Source organism: Shewanella sp. M-Br (assembly GCF_036245925.1).
In the GTDB taxonomy this organism is placed as follows: domain Bacteria; phylum Pseudomonadota; class Gammaproteobacteria; order Enterobacterales; family Shewanellaceae; genus Shewanella; species Shewanella oncorhynchi.
Genome location: NZ_BJBV01000012.1, coordinates 106,360 through 127,446, shown reverse-complemented (window position 1 = coordinate 127,446; position 21,087 = coordinate 106,360). Strand labels below are relative to the sequence as shown.

The window sequence follows — 21,087 nt, the reverse complement described above, 5'->3', positions numbered from 1 at the left end:
GAAAATAACTAAGCTAATGTAACGTTTAAAAATGCTAGTTAGCACTCATGGTACCAAGCAAAAATCTTACTCATGGGCATTCACGGTTCGGCCTGCTGCCCATTGTCGTAGCGCATTGATTTTATCGCTCATGACCACAGATAAAGGCCGTGTCTTACTAAGTTCTTCAAGTAATAGCACTTGGTCGACACTGCACTCGACACTTCTTGCGGTATACATGGCAGCAATAACGGCTTGCTCGATTTCGGCGCCGGAAAATCCTTGGCTACGCGCCGATAACTGGGCGAGATCTAAGCTCGCCACATCGATTCCACGGCGCTTACAGTGGATTAAGAAGATGGCTTTGCGTATAGCTTCGTCGGGTAAATCGACAAAAAAGATTTCATCCATCCTGCCCTTTCGCATCAACTCTGGCGGCAGAACTTGAATATCATTAGCGGTAGCCACCACAAACACTTCAGATTTACGCTCCGCCATCCAGGTAAGTAAGGTGCCGAGGATCCGCGTCGAGGTGCCCTCATCGCTGCAACTCCCGCTTAAGCCTTTTTCAATTTCATCTATCCAAAGCACACAGGGCGACATCATGTCAGCCAGATCCAGTGCATTACGCAGGTTCTTCTCGGTTTCGCCTATGTATTTGTTATATAAGGCTGCCATATCGAGCCTGAGCAAAGGTCGTTGCCAGACGCCCGCAACGGCCTTAGCCGCGAGGCTCTTACCACTGCCCTGAACGCCCAGCAGTAAAATCCCCTTGGGCGCATCGAGCGCTTTGACGTGCTGAACTGGAGTCGGCTGGCCGCCTTGGTCAATGGCGCTGACAGCCACTATGGGCGAGCGCTGCTTGAGCCATTTTTTAAGATTATGTAGTCCTGCGACCTGTGAAAAATCACTGGTGTCGTATTCAAATTGCAGCACACCATTAAGATCGAGTAGCTGAAACTTGGCTTTATTGATAGCGTCGATATCTGACAAGGTAATAGCACCGTCATTGACTATGGCTTTGCGTACGAGACGACGGGCATCGTCTAAAGTCACGCCCCGCAGATTATCGGCTAATTTGACCACTGCAGCATCATCGACCTGTAGCGGCGTACCTTGGTGACGAATTTTATCAACTTCAAGATAAATCAGATTTTGCAATTGCACTGTACTTGGCAAAGTTAAGTGAAAATAAGCGCAATAACGTTTGATTTCAGGCGGAATTTCAAAGGCATGGCTCACCAGCACTAATGTGTGTTGCAGCGTCTCGTACTCAAGGGCGATTTCTTTAAGCAAACGGACATTCTTAGGTGCATCAATCACAAAGGGATGGAAGTCGCACAGCACATAAATTCCCTGCTGCGAGGTTGATTTAATTTGCCCGAGCAGATCTGTAGGTTCGCTATTAAACTTTTGCGCCGCCAAGGGCTTATCGACCCTTGCTAGGCCTTGGGTGATGCTCCATGTAAACACAGGTTGATAGAGCACACTTGCGACCCGCTTAAGCAGCTCAACCACGCGATATTCTTCATAGGTTTCAATCACTACAATTGGCGTATTGGAGCGCAGCACTGAGGTTAAATCGTGAATATCTTGCATGCTTTCAAATTCCTTTTTATTCACCCAAAAATGTGTCACAAAAAAGTCCAGCGAACTGGACTTGATACAACAGACAAAAGTTAACCGATTAAGGGTTAATGTCCATCAAAAAACAAGTAATTCAGCCAACCTTGCATCCTCAGCAATACTTTACGCATCACAGCGACATGATGGAAATGTTCAGTATAAATTGCAACCTGCCCAGAAACACCCGCAGGAAATTGCGTACGGATAGCATCATCTTCGATATCAATCAGCACAATAACGCGACCATTTTGAAATAAACGAGCCGATGACTGCAGCGCGCCGCCCATTTGAACTTCACCTTCAGCCATAGCGGGTAATATTTTCGCCACTTTTCCCTTAAAGATTTGTCCTGGAGCGGCATCCAATATCACTTCAGCTTCATCACCTTCCTGCAAACGCATTAACGAGTTTTGCCAGAATGCCCCCGCAAAGTAGCGTTGCTCGTCGGGAATAAAGCTCATTACGGGACGTAATGGTAAAGGCACTGCCATCGCTCCCGCACGAAGTGCCATTTGCGTCACCACACCATCTGCAGGTGCCCGCACGACTGTCTGTTCTAAATCGTAGAGTGCACTGGCTAAATCAGCTTGCAAGCCAGCCACTTTGGTATTAACACCATCAATATTAGATTCATAGGCCAGCCTGACACGCAGTTCTTCAGCATTCGCGACGGTCAGTTGTGCCTCTGAGGCTAAGTACAATTGACGCCTATTATCGAGTTCCAGTTCAGTAAAAGGCGAATTCGCGCCCCCTTTCTTGCGGCCTAACTCATAACGCTCGAAGGCAGATTTATTACGGTCTTTATCGGCCCTAGCGCGCTCTACATTAGCCTTAGCCGACTCCCACGCCGCGGCGAGTTGTGGCACTTGGAGCTCTGCTTCCATCAAAGCAGCGCGTTTACGTTTAACAACGGCTTCGAAGGGAATAGGATCGAGACGAAATAACACATCCCCTTGTTTAACAGGCATATTAGGCTGCACTTCCACCGAAGTCACTAAGCCTTTTACTGCGGGTGTGATAGGGATAGTGACAAAATATTCACGGGCAAAACGAGAATAAGGATGGTTGTAATTCATCACCAGCAATAAGGTACCAATAATGAATACCCCACCCAGCACTGCGGTGGGAACAGTCCATTTATTCATCGGAATTTTAAAGACTTTAAAGATAGCAATACACACGGCCGCATAGGTGAGTATGAGTAATAAATCCATGTTATACCTCAACTTTTTCTTTTTTTATCGCATCCACAGCAGGCGCTATATTCATGTGAGTTATTTGCTCTAACTGTTCAAGCCGAGTCTGAAGCCCTCTGACCGTCTCGCGCAATGAATTCACATCCTCCTCTAAAACTAATTCTCGCTTCATTACAGTATTGAACCCCCAACCGCGATCTTCACGGTATAAAGTCGCCCAGATCCATAAAAATGGCCAAATTGCATGTAGGGTGAATAGACTCACCCACCCGGCGATATGCAATGCATCTTGCTGGGGATGATTACGCTTTTTGGCTATTTCATAGGGGATATCATGAATGGCAATGACACCATAAAACATGATAATGATGACAAAAAACAAAATACCTAACGCAAAGTAATCTAAGAACATCTGCATCTCCTTGTATTAATAATATGTATTCCATCCCAAAGATTAGTGGATGGTCCCCAAACATGCTACCAACATGACATTAACATTTGAGTTTACTCTCAACCTCAGCCCCAATATTAACCAAAGATATGCTGTTTCGTTTTTGCCCCCAGTGATCCGGGACACACTTGTCAATTTACTCCATGACCCTAAAGCCTGTTCAGGCTAAACTAACCGCATCATTGCGACATAGAACGCAAGCATAAAACTCATCATCCCTACAATCTCAAAGGTACCCACACATGATAGGCACTCCCTACACTGAGGGCGCACGACGCGCCATGTTGCTCGGCTGCGGTGAACTTGGCAAAGAAGTTGCCATTGAACTACAACGCTTAGGCGTTGAAGTGATTGGCGTTGACCGTTACGCCAACGCCCCCGCCATGCAAGTCGCGCATCGCTCCCATGTGATCAATATGCTCGATGCCAACGCCCTGCGTGCGGTTATCGAGTTAGAAAAACCGCACTTAGTCATCCCAGAGATTGAAGCCATCGCCACCCAAACCTTAGTGGACATGGAAGCAGAAGGGGTGAATATTATCCCCACGGCTAGGGCAACGAAGCTCACTATGGACAGGGAAGGTATTCGTCGTCTCGCCGCTGAAACCTTAGGTTTACCGACTTCTCCGTATTTTTTCTGTGATACCGAAACCGAATTTAATCAAGCCATTAGTGAAATTGGCGTACCTTGTGTGGTGAAGCCAGTCATGAGTTCCTCGGGCAAAGGCCAAAGCGTTATTCGCGATATCGCCCTCAGCCATAAAGCGTGGCAATACGCCCAAGAAGGCGGACGCGCCGGCGGCGGTCGCGTGATAGTCGAAGGCTTTATTCCCTTCGATTATGAAATCACCCTGTTAACCATCAGCGCAGTCAACGGCATTCATTTTTGTGCGCCCATTGGCCACAGGCAAGAAGATGGCGATTATCGCGAGTCATGGCAGCCACAAGCCATGTCCGATGAAGTGTTAGCAAAATCCCAAGCGATTGCGAGCAAAGTCGTCGAAGCCCTTGGCGGTTATGGACTATTTGGCGTAGAACTGTTTGTTAAAGCCAATGAAGTGTATTTCTCTGAAGTCTCGCCAAGACCACATGACACAGGCTTAGTCACACTCATCAGCCAAGATTTATCGGAATTTGCCCTGCATGTTAGAGCGATTCTCGGCCTACCTATTCCCAATATCCATCAGCATGGTCCAAGTGCCTCAGCGGTAATTTTGGCCGAAGGCACCTCAAGCAATATCCGCTACCAAGGGATTGGTGCGGCATTAGAAGCGGTCAACACTCAGCTTAGATTATTCGCCAAACCCGATATTGATGGTCGCCGCCGTTTAGGTGTCGCGCTTGCCCGTGATATCGATATCGACAGCGCAATCTGCAAAGCACTCGATAGCGCCAGTAAAGTGAAAGTCATCTTTTAAGCGGGTTTAGCCGTTTAAAATTGGCTTTAAGCACAAGCGACACATCAAAGGGAAATGCGCTTTAATACCATTTCCCTTTTTCAACACAGAGCCGCACCAATAAAAAGTGACCGTCCCCAATAGGCGGAGTAAACTAGCGCCCTTTCTTGCCAGCCCTCAGCTTGCATTTAGGTAAATCCTAAGTTGTGGCTTAACTCTGATAATTAACCCAGATAAGTAAAACCAACAGTAGACCCCAATATGCATCTTCAGCCTTCTTGCTTTACCTCTTTCACACAAGCCATTGATGCCTATGCCCTGCCGCAGCGTTTTACCTTTCCTTTCTATTACGAGCCACATCCATTGTGCGTGATCGCTGCCAACGAATTACAACGCCACCTTGAGACTCAAAACGATTGGCAACATAACTTTGGCCTCACGGGGGAGTTAACCGGCGCCATTGGCAAGATGTTTGGTGTGCTTTTAGTGCAAGATCTGCAGGGAAAAGTAGGCTATTTGTCGGCATTTTCGGGCAAGTTAGCTGAGCAGAACCATTGGCCACGCTTCGTTCCACCTGTGTTTGATATGCTGGCTAAGGACAATTTTTTCCACGCCGAAAATCTGCAAATCAACCAAATTAACGAGCAGCTACTTGCAGTAGAAAATCACCCCGAGATTCCTCGGCTATCGAGCGAACTCAACGCTGAGCAAGCCCAAGCACAAGCCAAGCTTGCCGCCCACAGGCAAGTGATGATTGACGGCCGTCAATCCCGCAAGACGCAGCGCAATCAACTCGCAGTGCAATGGGCTGCCAATCCAACTGATGAGACTTTACGTGAAAATACTGTAATCGAAGCCAAACTCAGCCAAGAAAGCATTAACGAAAAGAATCAGTTAAGAGATATTAAACGCTATTGGGATGAACGTATCCATGCCATCAGCCAAGCGTTAACTCTGCTCACTGATAAGCGTGACGCGTTAAGACTACAGCGTAAACAGCTCTCGGCGGCGCTGCAGCAAAAGCTGTTTGAGCAGTATCGTTTTTTGAATATTCGCGGCGCAGAAAAAAGCCTTAACGGCATATTTAACGGGACGGTTGAGTTAACGCCGCCCGCAGGCTCGGGAGAATGTGCCGCCCCGAAGTTGCTACATTACGCCTTCAAACATGGTCTTAAACCATTAGCGATTGCCGAATTTTGGTGGGGGGCGCCGCCAAAATCAGAAATTCGCCAACATAAGCAGTTTTATCCTGCCTGTCTGCGTAAATGCCAACCTATCTTGGGGCATATGCTCGAAGGGCTTGTTGTCGATGAAAATCCGCTGCTGACGAACCCCGCCGAAGGCAAAACCTTAAGCATCCTCTACCAAGACGAGGCGATGGCGATTGTGAACAAACCCGCCGAATTTTTATCAGTGCCCGGCAAAGAAATTGAAGACTCAGTGTATTCGCGCATGCGGCAAACGTTTCCCAATTCCACTGGGCCACTTATCGTCCACAGGCTCGATATGTCGACCTCGGGATTAATGGTGTTCGCATTGACAAAAGACGCCCATAAACAGCTGCAAAAACAGTTTATCCAGCGCACAGTGACTAAACGTTATGTGGCACTTTTAGCAGGGATCCCTACAGCAATGGCTGATAAACAGGCAGCGGGACAAATCTCTTTACCCCTGCGTGGCGATTTAGACGATAGACCGAGGCAACTCGTTTGCCATGAATTTGGCAAAGCGGCCCAAACCTATTGGGAATTGAGCCATATCGATGAAATGGCACGTACAGCCCGCGTATATCTATCCCCAAAAACGGGCCGAACCCATCAACTCAGAGTTCACTGCGCCCACTCAGAAGGGCTAAATACGCCCATTGTAGGTGACGATCTGTACGGCACTCGCGCCAATCGCCTGCATCTGCATGCAGATTTATTGATGCTTCAACATCCCGTCACCCGTGAACAGATGCGCTTTCAAGTCGATCCTGATTTTTGAGATCTGAGTTCTGATATTGATTAGCAAGGCACCAAAGAAAGAACCAAACTTAAGGCGTGATATCAGAAGTTTGACCGCGATGTATAAGTGGCATTTTTCGGGCATAGTAATGCCTCACTCAAAACGGAATCGATAGCAGTAGTATGGGCATAGGCAATCTGGTTAAAAACATAAGCCGAAATCAATGGTTCTTATTTGCTTTGTTGAGCGCCGCCGTATTTATGAGCGCCTGCCAGCCGGCATCAAACCCCAATGAAATCACGGCTAGCCCAAATACCAGTGTCGCAGTAAAAACCGCTACAGAAGCAACAACACTTCGAGCGCCACTTTCGCAGGAAGTCTATATCTGGCAGCGCCAATGGCGCCCCTCCAATCAAACGGCATTAGTGCAAAGCCAAAGTGCATTCCAAGGATTACGTATTTTAGCCCTGCAGGCACACCCCAAACCCAATGGTGCCGATATTTGGTTTGAGGTCGCCGTTAACCACACTTGGCTACAGACCGATCCTAGACCCAAAATCGCTGTGGTTCGCTTAGATGGCCAACTTACTCGACTCAATGATGCTGAGATCATCAGTAAAATCAGCCAAGTACTTAACAGCTGGCAGGCTAAAGGCACTAAAATCGCTGGGGTGGAAATCGACCACGACAGTGCCAACAGTAAACTGCCAGCCTATCGGGATTTTCTTAAAAAGCTTAAAGCGCAGTTACCCACAGAACTCAAACTCAGCATTACTGCACTGCCCGCTTGGCTCAGTAGCGCCGATTTTCCCGTGTTACTCACCAGTATTGATGAACTCGTGCTACAAATTCACAGCGTAAGCGATCCACGCCTCGGACTATTCGATGCGACTCAAGGTTGGCAGTGGGTGCAGCAACTCTCAAATATCAGCACTGTGCCTTACCTTATTGCGCTCCCCGCCTATGGTTCGGCGGTCATCAGTACTGCTTCAGGTTATAAAGTTGAAAGTGAAACACCGCTGCGCGATCAACTCCAATCAGCCAATGTAGTACAGGAACTGATGGCCGATCCTCTAGTATTGCAAGCCTTTGTGCAAAAACTACACACTCAAAAAGATGCCAAACTGAGAGGCATTATCTGGTTTCGGCTGCCGCTGGAAGGGGATAAAAGAGTTTGGCCACTCAACACCTTAATCGCCGTTGCACAGCAAGGTGAACTTGCCGCCAAGATTGAATTAGTGATCTCAAGCGATAACAAGGCCACAACCCAAACGACATTAGCCGCTGAAAATAAGCCAAAAAATCTGGAAATCCACAGGCCACAGCTATTCCAACTGAGCTTAATGAATCACGGTAATATTGCAGGTGAAATTCCTCCTCTTTTGTCGCTAGCGGGACAAGCTTGCAGCGGGTATGATGCGCAAAATGGCTATAGCGTAATACAAAAAGATGGGCTGTTAACGTGGCAATGGCGAGCTGAGAATACAGCAGCGTTGACACCAACCAAAACAGTTTCACGCACTGCAATCATGCCTATGCCGCAATCAAACAGAGACATTCAAACACACATGCTCAACCCTGGCGGCCAAAAAGTGATAGGCTGGGCACGTTGTGAGTCATTATATTTACAGGGAATTTATGCGCCATAAGCCAAAACTATCATTTACCATGGCAACACCCAATCGGGCTTTTATGCTTAAAAAGACCACGCTCATTTGTTTAAGCTTATTTTCCCCTATGCTATTGGCCTGCGGCCCCGATTTTCCTTTGCAACTCACTCAGGATAGGCAGAGCAATCTCAGTTATTTACCGCAAACCTCCTTTAGCCAACAGCTCACAGCCCTCGCAAAACCTTTGCCTTGGCAGTATCAAGATGCACCCGCTGCACAGGAATATCTGTGGGATGAAGTGCATAGCCGTTATCTTTCACAAACTCGCGCCTTTGAAAACAGCGAGTTAAGTGACGCCCATTTAGCTTTAGTGAACACTTTGCGGGATGCAACGGGCCCCATTGAAGCCGAGCAAATGGCCGCTAAGTTAGACAAAGATCTACCACAAGCGCTAACTTGGTACACCTTAGGTGCCGTAGCGTTTGAAGCAAAAGATTATGAGAGGGCGAGTAACTATTTGAACAAAATCATTAAATTACCACAAAGTGAACGCGCATCTCGTAGCCTGTGGGCACTCTATTCGCTGTCGCGTATTGAGCTTATCTTAAGCAAGACTTCGGCTGATCCTGAGCATTTTAATCGTGCCAATGCTTACCTGACACAATTACAAACCGAAGTCGCACAAGGCGCCGCCGATCCCCTGCGTTTGAGTTTAGCGAGCTTAGGTGAGCAAGCCTATATCCTGCTACACCAAGGCCAGCCGCTCCCGCAATTGACCAATCAAGGTACAGGAGAAACTGAGTCAGAGCTGCAAATGACTCTCACCCCTGATGCACTGAATAAAGCTATTGAGATCTATGCCACGCAATCGGTACAGGGCGATAGCGGCGGTTATGATTCCTTATTGATGTTAAGCCGCACTTTGATGGGTAAAGAGATTGCTGAACTTAAGCCGCTACTGCAACAGGCGAGCGTGCAGCAGTTATTGATTGCCTATTGGCAAAGCAGCACTAATGAATTTGCCTATAATGGCCAGCTTTCAGAAATGGGATTAAAGGTTGCTGAGCTCCTTAAAGTATTTCCAACCGATGGCTTACAGCTCAACCATGGCGATAAATTAGCGGCGATTTATTACCAGTTAGGGGATTATGCCAGTGCTGAGCGCCTATTAACGCTAGCGAAACCGAGCGGCCTCACTTGGTGGCTCAACGCAAAATTAATGCTACAAAAGGGCGATCAAGCAGAAGCGGCCAAGGCCTATGCTCAGGCCGTGCGTCACTTCCCTGAGCAGCTCAATAAGATATCGGCCACAGTTGACGCTAAAGAAACTCAGCAACAAGCCATTAATGCCGATGAAGATACAGCCACTTACTGTCGTATTCGTGCCGAGCAAGGAGTGTTGTCACTAGAGCGTGGCGAATATGTCGATGCGCTCAATCACTTACTCGCCAGCGGTGATGAGTACTGGCAAGACATCGCCTATGTGGCGGAGCGCGTGCTCACCACGGCTGAACTTAAGTTATTTATCGACGAACATGTGCCATTTATCGCCTTCGAATACCCTAAAGACAGCGACTGGTACGATAATATTGAGCCAATTAACAACCGCTTGCGCTACTTGCTAGGTCGCAGGCTATTACGCGAAGGCGCGATAGCTGAAGCGCCGGTTTACTTCCCTAATCCTAAACTGAATGCCAGCGCCCTTGCCTATGGCACAGAGTTGAATGCAGCGAAAAAAACAAAAGGCATTGATAGCGCGAAAGCCTATTGGGCTGTTGCCGAACTTGCCCGCCACCAAGGCATGGAACTCTTAGGGTTTGAATTAGCCCCGGATTACACTATTTACCAAGGTGTCTTCGATCTAAGCGATTGGAATGAACCGAGCAAACTGGCAGAGAAAGAACAGCTGCGGATCAGTGCCAGCCAAGCAATCCCCGATAAACGCTTCCATTATCGCTACACGGCAGCAGAACTAGCCAACAAGGCATCGGATCATGTACCCCACAACAGCCAAGCCTATGCAGCGCTACTCTGCCAAGCCACAGGTTGGGTATTGTATCGAGATCAAGAACTTGCCCTACGTTACTATAAAAAATACGTCGCCAACGGCCCCTTTGTGCCTTGGGCCGAGAACTTTGGTTTGCAGTGTGAAGCGCCCGATTTTGACGGTGCAGTAAAACGAGCGCAGGCGAATGAAATGGCAGAATGGAACGCTCTGTACCACAAGCTGAAAAAGCCCGTCGTATTTGGCATATTAGTCATCACAGGCTTATTGGGTGTGTGGTGGATGCGTAGAAGAAAGACTCAATAATAAATAACCATTTACGTCTTTCTCTCTCAACGTCGATATGATGAAAGAGAGAAAGACGCATACCGCTTTACTTGTTCACACAGTTAATCACTTCCCCCTTCAAATAACTGTTCAAATTCGCCACTGCGATATTGAGTAGACTTTGCCTTGCTTCCTTCGTCGCCCACGCATTATGCGGGCTGATGCTGATATTAGGCGCATGCAGTAAAGGATTATCTGCAGTGGGCGGCTCGGTCGATAACACATCCACGCCGGCAAATAACTTGCCTTGAGCCAGCGCAGCAGCAAGCGCGGCTTCATCAATTAATCCACCGCGCGCTGTATTAATCAGCAGCGCATTAAGCTTCATCAAGGCGAGGGTTTGTTGATTGATAAATTGCTCAGTTTCTGGTGTTAGCGGGCAATGGAGCGAAATAATATCTGATTCGCTAAGCACAGTATCACGTTGCGCCCACGTCACGCCTTGGGGTAAATCCTTGATGATTGAACGAGTATTGACAAGAACTTTCATCCCGAATGCGAGGGCAAGCGTTCCCACCTGCTGACCGATATCGCCATAACCTATTAAGCCTAAAGTCTTGCCTTTTAAAGATTGCAACGGCATTAAAGTAAAACAAAAATCTTGGCAGTTCAGCCACTGGCCATCGACCACAGCTTGATGATGGGCGGCCACGGCTTGGGTGTGATGCAGAATATGGGCAAACACCATTTGCGCAACGGCATCAGGCGCATAAGCGGGCACATTAGTGACCACTATACCTTGCGCTTTAGCTGCCGCGATATCGACAACGTTCGTGCCCGTGGCCAATACGCCTATGTATTTGAGACTAGGAAGTTGTGCTAGCGTCTTTGCATTCAACGGCGTTTTATTGGTGAGAATGACTTCAGCACCTTGGGCTCGCGCGACAATATCAGCGCCACTCGTGCGGGAAAAACACGCAAACTCGCCTAATTCATTTAAGGATTGCCAGCAGAGATCGCCAGGATTTAAGGTTTCACCATCAAGTACGACTATTTTCATGCCACTAAATCTCCTTTTAAGACGATGCGTTAGATCTAAAAACTGACTTTGAGCCCAAGGTTAGCCTGAGCCTGCCACATCACATCCGACGTAATATGCCATAGGCATTCATCTTCATTGCAAAACAGCGAAGTGTCACTGTTGATAAAAGTCGCATAACCCCGAATATCCGCAAACAGGCCAAAGTGTGGCGTCACTTGATACTCTACCCCGCCACCAATTCCCATGGAGAAACGCGTTTCACTCGACCAACCGCTAGGCAGCATACGGGTGATCCCCGCGCTGGCGGTGACATAGGGCTGGATATCGCCACGGGGGAAATATAAAGTGCCACCCAAGTGGATATAATCTAAATCTAACGAGGTAAGAAAGTCTGGCGTAAACAAGCCGCCACTTTTCAGTTCAGAGGCTTGATGACTATATAAAAGATAAATATTACCGGGATCATTGGTGCCAATACCCACCATCAAACCGTAATGGCTCGACTCCTCGACCTTCACATCGGCCTTATCACCAGTTTGATCTGTGTTGACCTCATATTGATTCACATCAAATTGACCGCCCCCCAGACTATAACCGCCAAAAGGAGCGATAAACACCTCGGCCTGCGCGGACATAGCCACAGGTAACAAACTCGCCAACAGCAACAAACGGTAAGTGTTTTTCATAATGAATTCCTTATCTTTTACAAAAACCAATTTTATCAAGGCTAACGCATACCGCGCTCAGACTTGACTCTGTCATAGGCTGCTTGAATATCCTGAGCCTTACGATTAGCGAGCTCCATCATTTCCGGTGGCAACCCTTTCGCCACTAACTTATCGGGATGATGTTCATTCATCAATTTACGGTAAGCCCGTTTAACTTCTTGGTCGCTAGCTTCGTTCGTAATGCCAAGTAAACTGTAGGCATCAGTAATCGATGTTTTATTGCCACTCGATATTTGATGGAAACGAAACTCCGCCTGCCAGCGTTTAAGTAATTCATCTAACTGCGCTCGGCCATAGCCTAACTCTTGAGCAATCGTCATCAAGATAGCGTGCTCAGCGGGATCCAATTCACCGTCGGACAATGCCGTTTGGATCTGGATTTCGATGAACATCTGCACTAACTCTTTGCGTCCCATCGTAATAACACGGAAAGCTTGTAAGCTGCTGCGTAGATCAAAATCCGCCGATTTACCCTCACGAAATGCCTGTTGCGCCTCTTTACGGGCTTCCCCCGTTAAACGCATTTGATCCATTAATAAGGTCGCAATGCGAATATCGGTTTCGGTAACATGTCCTGATGCTTTCGCCACATGCCCCATTACTGCAAATGTGGTATTAAAGAAAATGGCTTGGCGATTCTTAGCCTGCCCTAGAATCTGTCGAAAACCCACGCCCGATGCTGCACGCTTATCGTAAAGATGACCGAGCCACAAACCTAGCAGTGCACCAAAAATACGGCCGAACATAAAGCCAATGACAAATCCAAAAAACTTACCCCAAAGCCGCATCTTATTTCCTGATTTCTATTATGTATTTGATGCACTAGCTTAATCCTATGGATATGCCAGCACCGAAATTTACTTGTTACTTTGTAACCTTAGTTCAAGCGCTTGCAATCGTGCAATGGTACCGACATCACACCAAAATCCATTAAACAAGGCACCACTAACTCTGCCTTGAGCCATTTGCGATCGGAGCAACGGACCCAGTGCAAAGGCGCCCTGCGGCGTGTCATGAAATAGCGCAGGGTGATAAATGCCTATGCCCGAAAACGTGTACTTAACATCGCCACGCTCCTGCACTTGATGACCATTCAAAGCAAAATCGCCATTTGGATGCTGCTCAGGATTAGGCACTAACCATAAGTGAGCGAGCCTATCCGCAGCCAGTTGCGTGATTGGCGGTAAAGCATCAATAAACACATCACCATTAATCACTAAAAAAGGTTCGTCGCTTCCGTCCTCACACAATAAAGACAAAGCGCGTTTAATACCGCCGCCGGTTTCTAACGCACTCTCTTCAGCGCTATACCGAATGCGCACCCCAAAAGCGCTACCATCGCCCAGTGCTTCAACTAACTTATGCCCTAGCCAAGCATGGTTTATGACGATATCGACTATGCCTATCGCGGCAAGTTTTTCAATATGATAAACAATCAGCGGCTTACCTAACACTGGCACCATAGGTTTAGGCAAACTGTCCGTTAACGGCCGTAACCTTTCCCCTCGTCCAGCGGCCAAGATCATGGCTTTCATTACTTAACCTCAGATGAAGACTGACTCACACTAAACGCAGGTAACACACGACGAGTTAACCAGTGTGCAAATGGCACGAGTTCGGGATACTGCAGCGAGATGTCGACAATATACGTTAATGTCAGTGGAATATCCGCCATATACGCAGGTTTACTATCGCGATAGTTTAACCGTGCAAAAATCCCTACCGCCTTAATGTGACGCTGTAAGCCCATGAGATCAAACCAAGTTTGATATTGATCAAAAGGAGTCTGTGCGGGAATAAAACCAAGCGCTAATGCTTGCTGATAATGATACCGCATCAAGTCTGCGACTAACGGCTGTGGCCAACGAATATAACAATCGCGTAGTAGTGATACCGCATCGTAAGTCACAGGACCAACGACAGCATCCTGAAAATCAATCACGCACAGCTTGTCCGCTTGCAGCATAAGATTACGGCTATGGAAATCCCTATGCATTCCCACACTAGGTTGAGATAGCGCATTGCCGACGAGGCGATCAAAAGTATCATTCAGCAATTGCAACTCTGCCGCGTCCAAAGACAAATTAAGATGTGTTCCTAACAGCCACTCAGTAAAAATGTGTAATTCACGGCGCACAAAGGCTTCATCGTAGTTAGGTAATGCCTGTACTAAACCGCTATCAAGATTCTTGCACTCAATTACAGCAGCCACTTGCGGTAATAAATCGAGCGCCTGACGGTAAAACCCTTCCACATTTTGTACCGTCAATACAGATAAGAGTTGGGTATCCCCCAAATCACTCATCAACATAAAACCCAAATCGGCATCGGCGTGGATTTCTTTTGGAACTGTCAGTCCCACGGCTGAATAAGCATTCGACAGGGCAATAAAGGGGGCGATAGGCACTAACTGAGGTGGTGAATCGGCGGCGATAAAGGTAGCATCAGGCATCGAAATCCGAAAGTAACGCCTAAAACTTGCGTCTCCGGAAATCAACACAGGCATCACCTCACAGGAAAAATAAGCATTCAGCCACTGATTAAGGGAAAGAAATCTCGGATCGGATAAAGTCATTTCATGGCTCTTAAAGAAAAATTGCTTTATTATAGCTGGCATAGAATTTGGAAACAGCTAAGAAATTGAGAGATTTATTAAGCGATGTTGCGTTTGTCAATTGCAACTTTCCCCATCCATACTTGTCCAGAATAAGAAATCATAATTACTGACCTAAAGATGCAGATCCGATACCTTCTGGCCCTGAGCCTGTTACCGCAATTAGTCCTGGCAGACGACTCTCTAACCGCTTCGGCATCCCAATGCTTAATTGAACCGCCAGTACCCCGTATCGTATCTCAAACCCAAGGGATGAGTGCGGCTGAACTCAACAAAATTCGTATTGCGTCTGATAACACCAATGCCGAAATGGGTAAGCAGGCGATTTTCCGTGGCGATGTGGTTTTTAGCCAAGGCGATAGGCACATAGCTGCCGATGAGGCGATTTTAGATCAAGCTACTGAACAGTTTGATGCTAATGGTAATTTAGTCTTTCAAGACAGCAACTTCACCGTTACAGCCGAATCCTTACAAGCTCAAATGCGGACAAACCGTGCCACCCTTAAAGGTGCACAATATTGGATCCATGGCCAACAAGTTCACGGTGACGCCGAAAAACTGCAAATTACTATCAATAATAATTTAATTTTAACGAATACCAACTTCACTACTTGCCCTCCTGACAATGTATCTTGGTTACTTGAGGCCGAAAAGATCAAGATCAACAGTGAAGAAGAATGGGGCGAAATTTGGAATGCCAAACTAAGAATTGGCGGTGTACCTGTATTCTATATTCCCTACATGACAGTTCCCGTTTCAGAAAAACGTAAATCTGGCTTTCTCTACCCTAGTTTTAGCACTAGCACTACTGATGGTGTCGAAATTTCCGCACCCTATTATTGGAATATTGCCCCAGAGTACGATTTAACATTTACACCTAGCTATATGTCAAACCGTGGTTTATTCACTAAAACAGAGTTTGGTTATCTGGCGGGTGAGGCCCAAAATGGCCGAGTCAATTTAGAATATCTAGGCAATGACCAATTGATCGATGGTAGCCCGAATCGCTACTTATATAACTGGCAGCATCAAGGGGCGATCGACAAAAATTGGCGTGTATTAGCGAATTTTACCGATGTATCAGATAACAATTATTTCAATGACTTAAAGTCAGATGTTAACCGTGCAACCGATAACCAGTTATCACGCATAGGTGAAATCAGCTACTTCGAAAGTAACTGGGATCTAAGCACCCGAGTACAAGATATTAAAGTACTGGGTGAGGATGAAAAACCATATCAAGTCATGCCTCAGGTTAACTTTAACTATCGCGCAGCTGATTTTTGGAACAATTTAGATTTTGGTTTCAATTCAGAGCTAACGAATTTTGCCCATCAGGACAACAATGTTAATACGGCGACTCGTTTGTACATGTCACCAAGCGTAACTCTGCCAATACATGGGCCTTCAGGCTCGCTCACCAGTCAAGTTAAGTTGATGCAGACCAATTATTGGCAGCATAACGAAGATCCAGACATAGTTGTTGACGACACAGTGAATCGCACCATCCCGCAGGTACGGATTAATGGTCAAATCAACTTCGAACGTTTTACTGAGCTTTTCGATCAAAACTACCGCCAAACGCTCGAGCCACAATTTCAATATCTTTATGTCGGCTACGAAGATCAACGCAACATAGGCATTTATGATACGGCTCAATTACAGGACGACTACTTTGGTCTATTCCGTGATCGTCGCTTCTCGGGTCTGGATCGGATTTCCGATGCAAATCAAGTCACTCTAGGTGTTACTACACGCCTGTTTGATAGTCACAACCAAGAAGCCACTAAATTCAGCCTAGGACAAATTTTTTACCTGCAAGACAGCAAAGTCGGTTACGAAGACAGTATTTTTGAGTCTAATCAATCAACTTCAGTACTTGCTGCAGAGTTAGATACCCGCTTGTCCCATGATTGGTATATGGGGGCTGCGATTCAGTACGATACCAACACCAGTGACAATAAAAAATCTGAAGTCACCTTAGATTTCAGACCTGAAGCGAATAAATTGCTGCAATTTAGCTATCGCTATGTCCCAGATTTATTGAACTCAAATACCAATGATACAGTGAACATCTCCCAAGCGGGCGTTCGTGGCGCTTGGCCAATCAGTGACGACCTCTACTTTGTTGGTAATTGGTATTATGACCTTAACGAAAGCCGCAGTATTGAAACTTACACAGGTATCCAGTACGAATCATGCTGTTACGCAGTAAGACTTAGTTATCATTACCGCATTAAAACCAACTATGACGACAACATAGGTTCTGCCACAATTGATCCTCGTGAGCAGTTTGATAGTGGTATCTACCTGAACTTAATCATTAAGGGACTCGGTGGTTCTGGCCCATTAGGCGTATCCGATATGCTCAATGACGGCCTGTTTAACTACAGAAAACCGCTTTATCTGAGGAATTAGCAAAGAATTGTGATAGATTGCTGAACCTCAACAAGGACTCAGAGTCCAAACAGATTAATGAGTGCTTTACCGTTCACCTTTTGCTAAAGCGAATAAAAGCGGATCTTAAGGTCTAACCTTGCACTCAAATGCGTCGCCAAAAAATTACATTAGGGCAACTCACTGTAATTTCGATATAAATGGTAAAGTTATTTCAATTAAGCCGTCGAACCTGACCTTAGAACGTGCCAAGGATTTTGTGGATGAAACCCAGTAAACATCTGATTTTTGCTTTATTTGCACTCGCGATCAGCCAACCTACATTGGCCGCACCCCAGCCGCTCGACCGCGTTGCAGTCCAAATTAACGACGGCATAGTGCTCGAAAGTGAAATCACTAACATGATTGACACTGTTAAAGCGAATGCCAAAGCAGCAAACCAATCGTTACCTTCTGACAGTGCCCTGCGCACTCAGGTGATTGAGCGTTTAATCTTAACTCGCCTACAATTGCAAATGGCTAGTCGTATAGGGCTGAATATTGGTGACTTACAACTAGACCAAGCGATTGAAAACATCGCACGCGAACAAAAAATGTCTGTCGCGCAGATGCAACAAAAAATTGAAAGCGAAGGTTTAAGTTTCAGCCAATACCGAGAACAATTGCGCGAAGAAATCACTCTAGGTGAAATTCAACGTATTCAAGTACAACGCCGCATTCAAGTATCACCACAGGAAATTACTAGCCTAGTCAAACTCATCCAAGAACAAGGGATGAAAGATGTGGAATACCAAATTGGCCATATCCTGATTGACGTGCCTAATAACCCCACCAGTGAACAACTCGAAGCATCAAGCAAACGCGCCAATATCGTATTAGAACGTTTGAAGAGTGGTGAGGATTTCCGTCGTACCGCTATCGCTTCTTCTTCAGGTCCTAAGGCACTCGAAGGCGGTATTTGGGATTATATGAACATCAACGAAATGCCAACTCTGTTCGCCGAAGTGATTAACGGTGCGAAAATGGGTGACATTATCGGCCCGATTAAGAGTGGTGCAGGTTTCCATATTATTAAGATCATGGATGCTCGCGGCCTACAAACCAAAGAAATCGAAGAAGTTAGAGCGCGCCACATTTTGCTCAAGCCATCGCCGATCCTGTCAGAAGACCGCGCTAAAGCCATGCTTGAGCAATTCCTGAAGCAAATCCGCTCAGGTGAAGCTAAGTTTGAAGACCTAGCGCGTCAGTACTCAGAGGATCCCGGTTCGGCCACAAAAGGTGGTGAATTAGGTTGGGCAGAACCAAGCATTTATGTACCTGAGTTTGCTCAAACGCTCAACAGTTTGAAAAACGACCAAATTAGTGAGCCATTCCGTACGACTCACGGTTGGCATATCACTCAGTTAGAAGAACGCAGAAAAACCGACGCCACGGATCAGTTCAATAGCAACCGTGCGCACCAGTTGATCTTCCGTCGCAAATTTAACGAAGAACTGCAAAACTGGCTAGACGAAATGCGTTCAGACGCATACATTGAAATCTTCCAGCCAGAGACCAATCGAGGTTAATTCTAATTGAGCACTAAACGTATTGCCGTTACCCCAGGCGAACCCGCAGGTATTGGCCCCGATTTAGTCGTACAACTCGCTCAGCAGGCTTGGCCTGCTGAGTTAGTCGTTTGTGCGGATCCAGAATTACTTGCGAGCCGCGCGAAACGACTCGGTTTGCAAGTGACTTTCCGCCCTTACCAGCCAAATCAAGCTCCTAAGCCACAAGAAGCGGGCACATTAACCATAGCGCCCTTTAAGTTGGTGAGCGAATCGATTTGCGGTCAGCTCGATGAGCAAAACAGCACTTATGTAGTTGAAACCTTGCGTTATGCGGGCGAGAAAAACATGAGCGGCGAGTTTGATGCTGTCGTGACAGGCCCAGTGCATAAAGGCATTATCAATCAAGCAGGTATTTCCTTTAGTGGCCATACTGAGTTTTTTGCCCATCAAGCAAATTGCCCCGATGTAGTGATGATGCTGGCAACACCAGGTTTGCAAGTGGCACTCGTGACCACCCATATTCCTCTGGCCTATGTTGCAAAAGCCATAACGCGCCAACGCTTACAGCATATTATCAAGATTCTACATGCCGATCTCATCAGCAAATTTGGCATAGTTTCACCGAAAATTTATGTCTGTGGTCTCAATCCACACGCAGGTGAAGACGGCCATTTAGGGCGTGAAGAAATCGACGTGATTATTCCTGCACTCAACGAGTTGAGAGAAGAGTTCCAGATGAATATTGTCGGCCCATTACCGGCCGATACCCTGTTCCAACCTAAATATTTACAGGACGCCGATGTCGTCTTGGCCATGTACCATGACCAAGGACTTCCCGTTCTCAAGTCACAAGGATTTGGCAAATCGGTAAACATCACCTTAGGTTTACCTTATATTCGTACCTCGGTTGACCACGGTACGGCGCTCGATCTCGCGGGTACAGGCAAGGCCGATATTGGCAGTTTTGTCTGTGCTCTGAATAAAGCCATTGAGTTATCCTCAAAGAACTAAACGATTACATTATTAATGAGCAACAAAGTACATTTAGGCCACACGGCCAGAAAGCGTTTCGGACAAAACTTCCTTACCGACGGCAATGTGATTGACCGCATTGTGGGTGCAATTGCACCCGATAATCACCATGTGATGGTCGAGATCGGCCCTGGCCTTGGTGCCTTAACTGAACCTGTAGCCGATGCTGTGGATAATCTGACTGTCGTCGAACTCGACCGCGATCTGGTTGAACGCTTACATCAACACCCAGTCCTTAAAAATAAACTGACCATCCACCAAGGTGATGCACTGCAGTTTGATTTTGGTCAACTGAGTGTGCCAGGCAAAAAGATGAAAGTGTTTGGTAACTTACCTTACAACATTTCAACGCCGCTGATGTTCCACCTGTTCGAATTTGCCGAACAGATTGAAACCATGCACTTTATGCTACAAAAAGAAGTGGTACTGCGTTTATCGGCAAGCCCAGGCTGTAAAGCCTATGGCCGTTTAACGGTCATGGCACAATACTTCTGCCAAGTGGTTCCGGTTCTCGAAGTGCCGCCCCACAGCTTTACCCCTGCGCCTAAAGTGGACTCAGCAGTCGTACGCTTATTGCCATACGCCGTAAAGCCGTTCCCTTGTAAAGATGTGACCGTACTGCGCCACCTTTGTACTACCGCATTCAACATGCGTCGTAAGACTCTGCGTAATAACTTAAAGCACATGTTATCTGACGATGAGTTCGAGCAGTTAGGGATTGACTCAAGTCAACGCCCAGAACAGATTAGCGTGCAGCAGTATGTTGCTATGGCTAACATGGTTTGCGATAAGAAAGCATAAATATGTCAGGGCACTTAGGTGCCCTTAGACCAGAGCCTAGGAACAAGAATGAGCGCATTGGACACCTCCATTCGGGTCGAAGTCAAAACTGAGTATATAGAGCAGCAGTCCTCGCCCGAGGATGAAAAGTACCTCTTCAGTTACACCATCACTATCATCAATTTAGGTGAGCAAGCGGCTAAACTTGAAACTCGTCACTGGATAATCACTGATGCCAATGGCAACACCAGTGAAGTCCAAGGTGCCGGTGTTGTCGGTGAAACGCCAACCATAGCGCCGAATACTGCCTATCAATACACCAGTGGTACTGTGCTCGATACGCCACTTGGCATAATGCACGGCACTTATGGTATGGTCAGCGAATCGGGTGAGCGTTTCCAGGCGACAATCCGTCCCTTCCGTTTAGCGACCCCAGGCTTACTACATTAATATCGTTAGAAAAGGG

General features: G+C 46.8%; 17 protein-coding genes. 9 read left to right on the top strand and 8 right to left on the bottom strand.

The genetic code is table 11. The features are described from left to right. Positions 1-66: 66 nt before the first annotated feature. The 3 genes from AAA952_RS12035 to AAA952_RS12025 all read right to left on the bottom strand — a co-directional run bounded on the left by AAA952_RS12035 (position 67) and on the right by AAA952_RS12025 (position 3,213). Positions 67-1,578 carry an AAA family ATPase gene (locus AAA952_RS12035; protein WP_338257296.1) on the bottom strand — a complete coding sequence of 504 codons (1,512 nt, stop codon included), beginning with the start codon at positions 1,576-1,578 and terminating at the stop codon, positions 67-69. 95 nt (positions 1,579-1,673) lie between these two features. Beyond that, positions 1,674-2,819 (bottom strand): HlyD family secretion protein, encoded by a 1,146-nt coding sequence (locus AAA952_RS12030; RefSeq protein WP_219250285.1) that lies wholly within the window; start codon positions 2,817-2,819, stop codon positions 1,674-1,676. A 1-nt stretch (position 2,820) separates the two neighbouring features. Continuing rightward, complete coding sequence (locus AAA952_RS12025; protein WP_338257293.1) at positions 2,821-3,213, bottom strand: DUF3302 domain-containing protein; 393 nt, start codon at positions 3,211-3,213, stop codon at positions 2,821-2,823. Positions 3,214-3,494: 281 nt separating this feature from the next. Between AAA952_RS12025 and purT the strand changes: the two genes are divergently transcribed. The 4 genes from purT (at position 3,495) to AAA952_RS12005 (ending at position 10,517) form a co-directional block, all read left to right on the top strand. Beyond that, positions 3,495-4,670, top strand: a complete 1,176-nt coding sequence (gene purT / locus AAA952_RS12020) for a formate-dependent phosphoribosylglycinamide formyltransferase (protein ID WP_263265688.1) — start codon at positions 3,495-3,497, stop codon at positions 4,668-4,670. Between the two features lie 240 nt (positions 4,671-4,910). After that, positions 4,911-6,635, top strand: coding sequence for an RluA family pseudouridine synthase (locus AAA952_RS12015; protein WP_338257290.1), 1,725 nt, complete (start codon positions 4,911-4,913; stop codon positions 6,633-6,635). Between the two features lie 143 nt (positions 6,636-6,778). Further along, positions 6,779-8,245, top strand: coding sequence for a DUF3142 domain-containing protein (locus AAA952_RS12010; protein ID WP_338257288.1), 1,467 nt, complete (start codon positions 6,779-6,781; stop codon positions 8,243-8,245). Next, complete coding sequence (locus AAA952_RS12005; RefSeq protein WP_338257286.1) at positions 8,235-10,517, top strand: hypothetical protein; 2,283 nt, start codon at positions 8,235-8,237, stop codon at positions 10,515-10,517. Before AAA952_RS12010 ends, AAA952_RS12005 begins: the two co-directional genes overlap by 11 nt. Positions 10,518-10,584: 67 nt before the next feature. On the opposite strand, the gene AAA952_RS12000 is transcribed toward AAA952_RS12005, so the two are convergent. The 5 genes from AAA952_RS12000 to AAA952_RS11980 form a co-directional block, all read right to left on the bottom strand. After that, the gene (locus AAA952_RS12000) at positions 10,585-11,538 is read right to left on the bottom strand and encodes a D-2-hydroxyacid dehydrogenase (RefSeq protein ID WP_338257284.1); all 954 of its coding nucleotides are present in this window, start codon (positions 11,536-11,538) and stop codon (positions 10,585-10,587) included. 35 nt (positions 11,539-11,573) lie between these two features. Continuing rightward, positions 11,574-12,206 carry a porin family protein gene (locus tag AAA952_RS11995; RefSeq protein ID WP_263237419.1) on the bottom strand — a complete coding sequence of 211 codons (633 nt, stop codon included), beginning with the start codon at positions 12,204-12,206 and terminating at the stop codon, positions 11,574-11,576. Between the two features lie 41 nt (positions 12,207-12,247). Beyond that, complete coding sequence (gene djlA / locus AAA952_RS11990; RefSeq protein ID WP_338257281.1) at positions 12,248-13,036, bottom strand: co-chaperone DjlA; 789 nt, start codon at positions 13,034-13,036, stop codon at positions 12,248-12,250. 69 nt (positions 13,037-13,105) lie between these two features. After that, on the bottom strand, positions 13,106-13,783 hold the full coding sequence (murU, locus tag AAA952_RS11985) for an N-acetylmuramate alpha-1-phosphate uridylyltransferase MurU (protein WP_286993782.1): 678 nt from the start codon (positions 13,781-13,783) through the stop codon (positions 13,106-13,108). Further along, the gene (locus AAA952_RS11980; RefSeq protein ID WP_338257275.1) at positions 13,783-14,865 is read right to left on the bottom strand and encodes an aminoglycoside phosphotransferase family protein; all 1,083 of its coding nucleotides are present in this window, start codon (positions 14,863-14,865) and stop codon (positions 13,783-13,785) included. Before AAA952_RS11980 ends, murU begins: the two co-directional genes overlap by 1 nt. A gap of 117 nt (positions 14,866-14,982) precedes the next feature. On the opposite strand from AAA952_RS11980, the gene lptD reads away from it, so the two are divergent. From lptD to apaG, 5 genes are all read left to right on the top strand, one after another. Next, positions 14,983-17,280: an LPS assembly protein LptD gene (gene lptD / locus AAA952_RS11975; protein WP_263265680.1), complete on the top strand. Its 2,298-nt coding sequence runs from the start codon at positions 14,983-14,985 to the stop codon at positions 17,278-17,280. Positions 17,281-17,522: 242 nt separating this feature from the next. After that, complete coding sequence (gene surA / locus AAA952_RS11970) at positions 17,523-18,827, top strand: peptidylprolyl isomerase SurA (RefSeq protein ID WP_105249993.1); 1,305 nt, start codon at positions 17,523-17,525, stop codon at positions 18,825-18,827. Positions 18,828-18,833: 6 nt separating this feature from the next. After that, positions 18,834-19,820: a 4-hydroxythreonine-4-phosphate dehydrogenase PdxA gene (gene pdxA / locus AAA952_RS11965; RefSeq protein ID WP_105249994.1), complete on the top strand. Its 987-nt coding sequence runs from the start codon at positions 18,834-18,836 to the stop codon at positions 19,818-19,820. Between the two features lie 15 nt (positions 19,821-19,835). Further along, positions 19,836-20,642 (top strand): 16S rRNA (adenine(1518)-N(6)/adenine(1519)-N(6))-dimethyltransferase RsmA, encoded by an 807-nt coding sequence (gene rsmA, locus AAA952_RS11960; protein WP_028761527.1) that lies wholly within the window; start codon positions 19,836-19,838, stop codon positions 20,640-20,642. A gap of 48 nt (positions 20,643-20,690) precedes the next feature. Continuing rightward, on the top strand, positions 20,691-21,071 hold the full coding sequence (gene apaG / locus AAA952_RS11955) for a Co2+/Mg2+ efflux protein ApaG (RefSeq protein ID WP_028761528.1): 381 nt from the start codon (positions 20,691-20,693) through the stop codon (positions 21,069-21,071). The last annotated feature ends 16 nt before the right edge of the window (positions 21,072-21,087 follow it).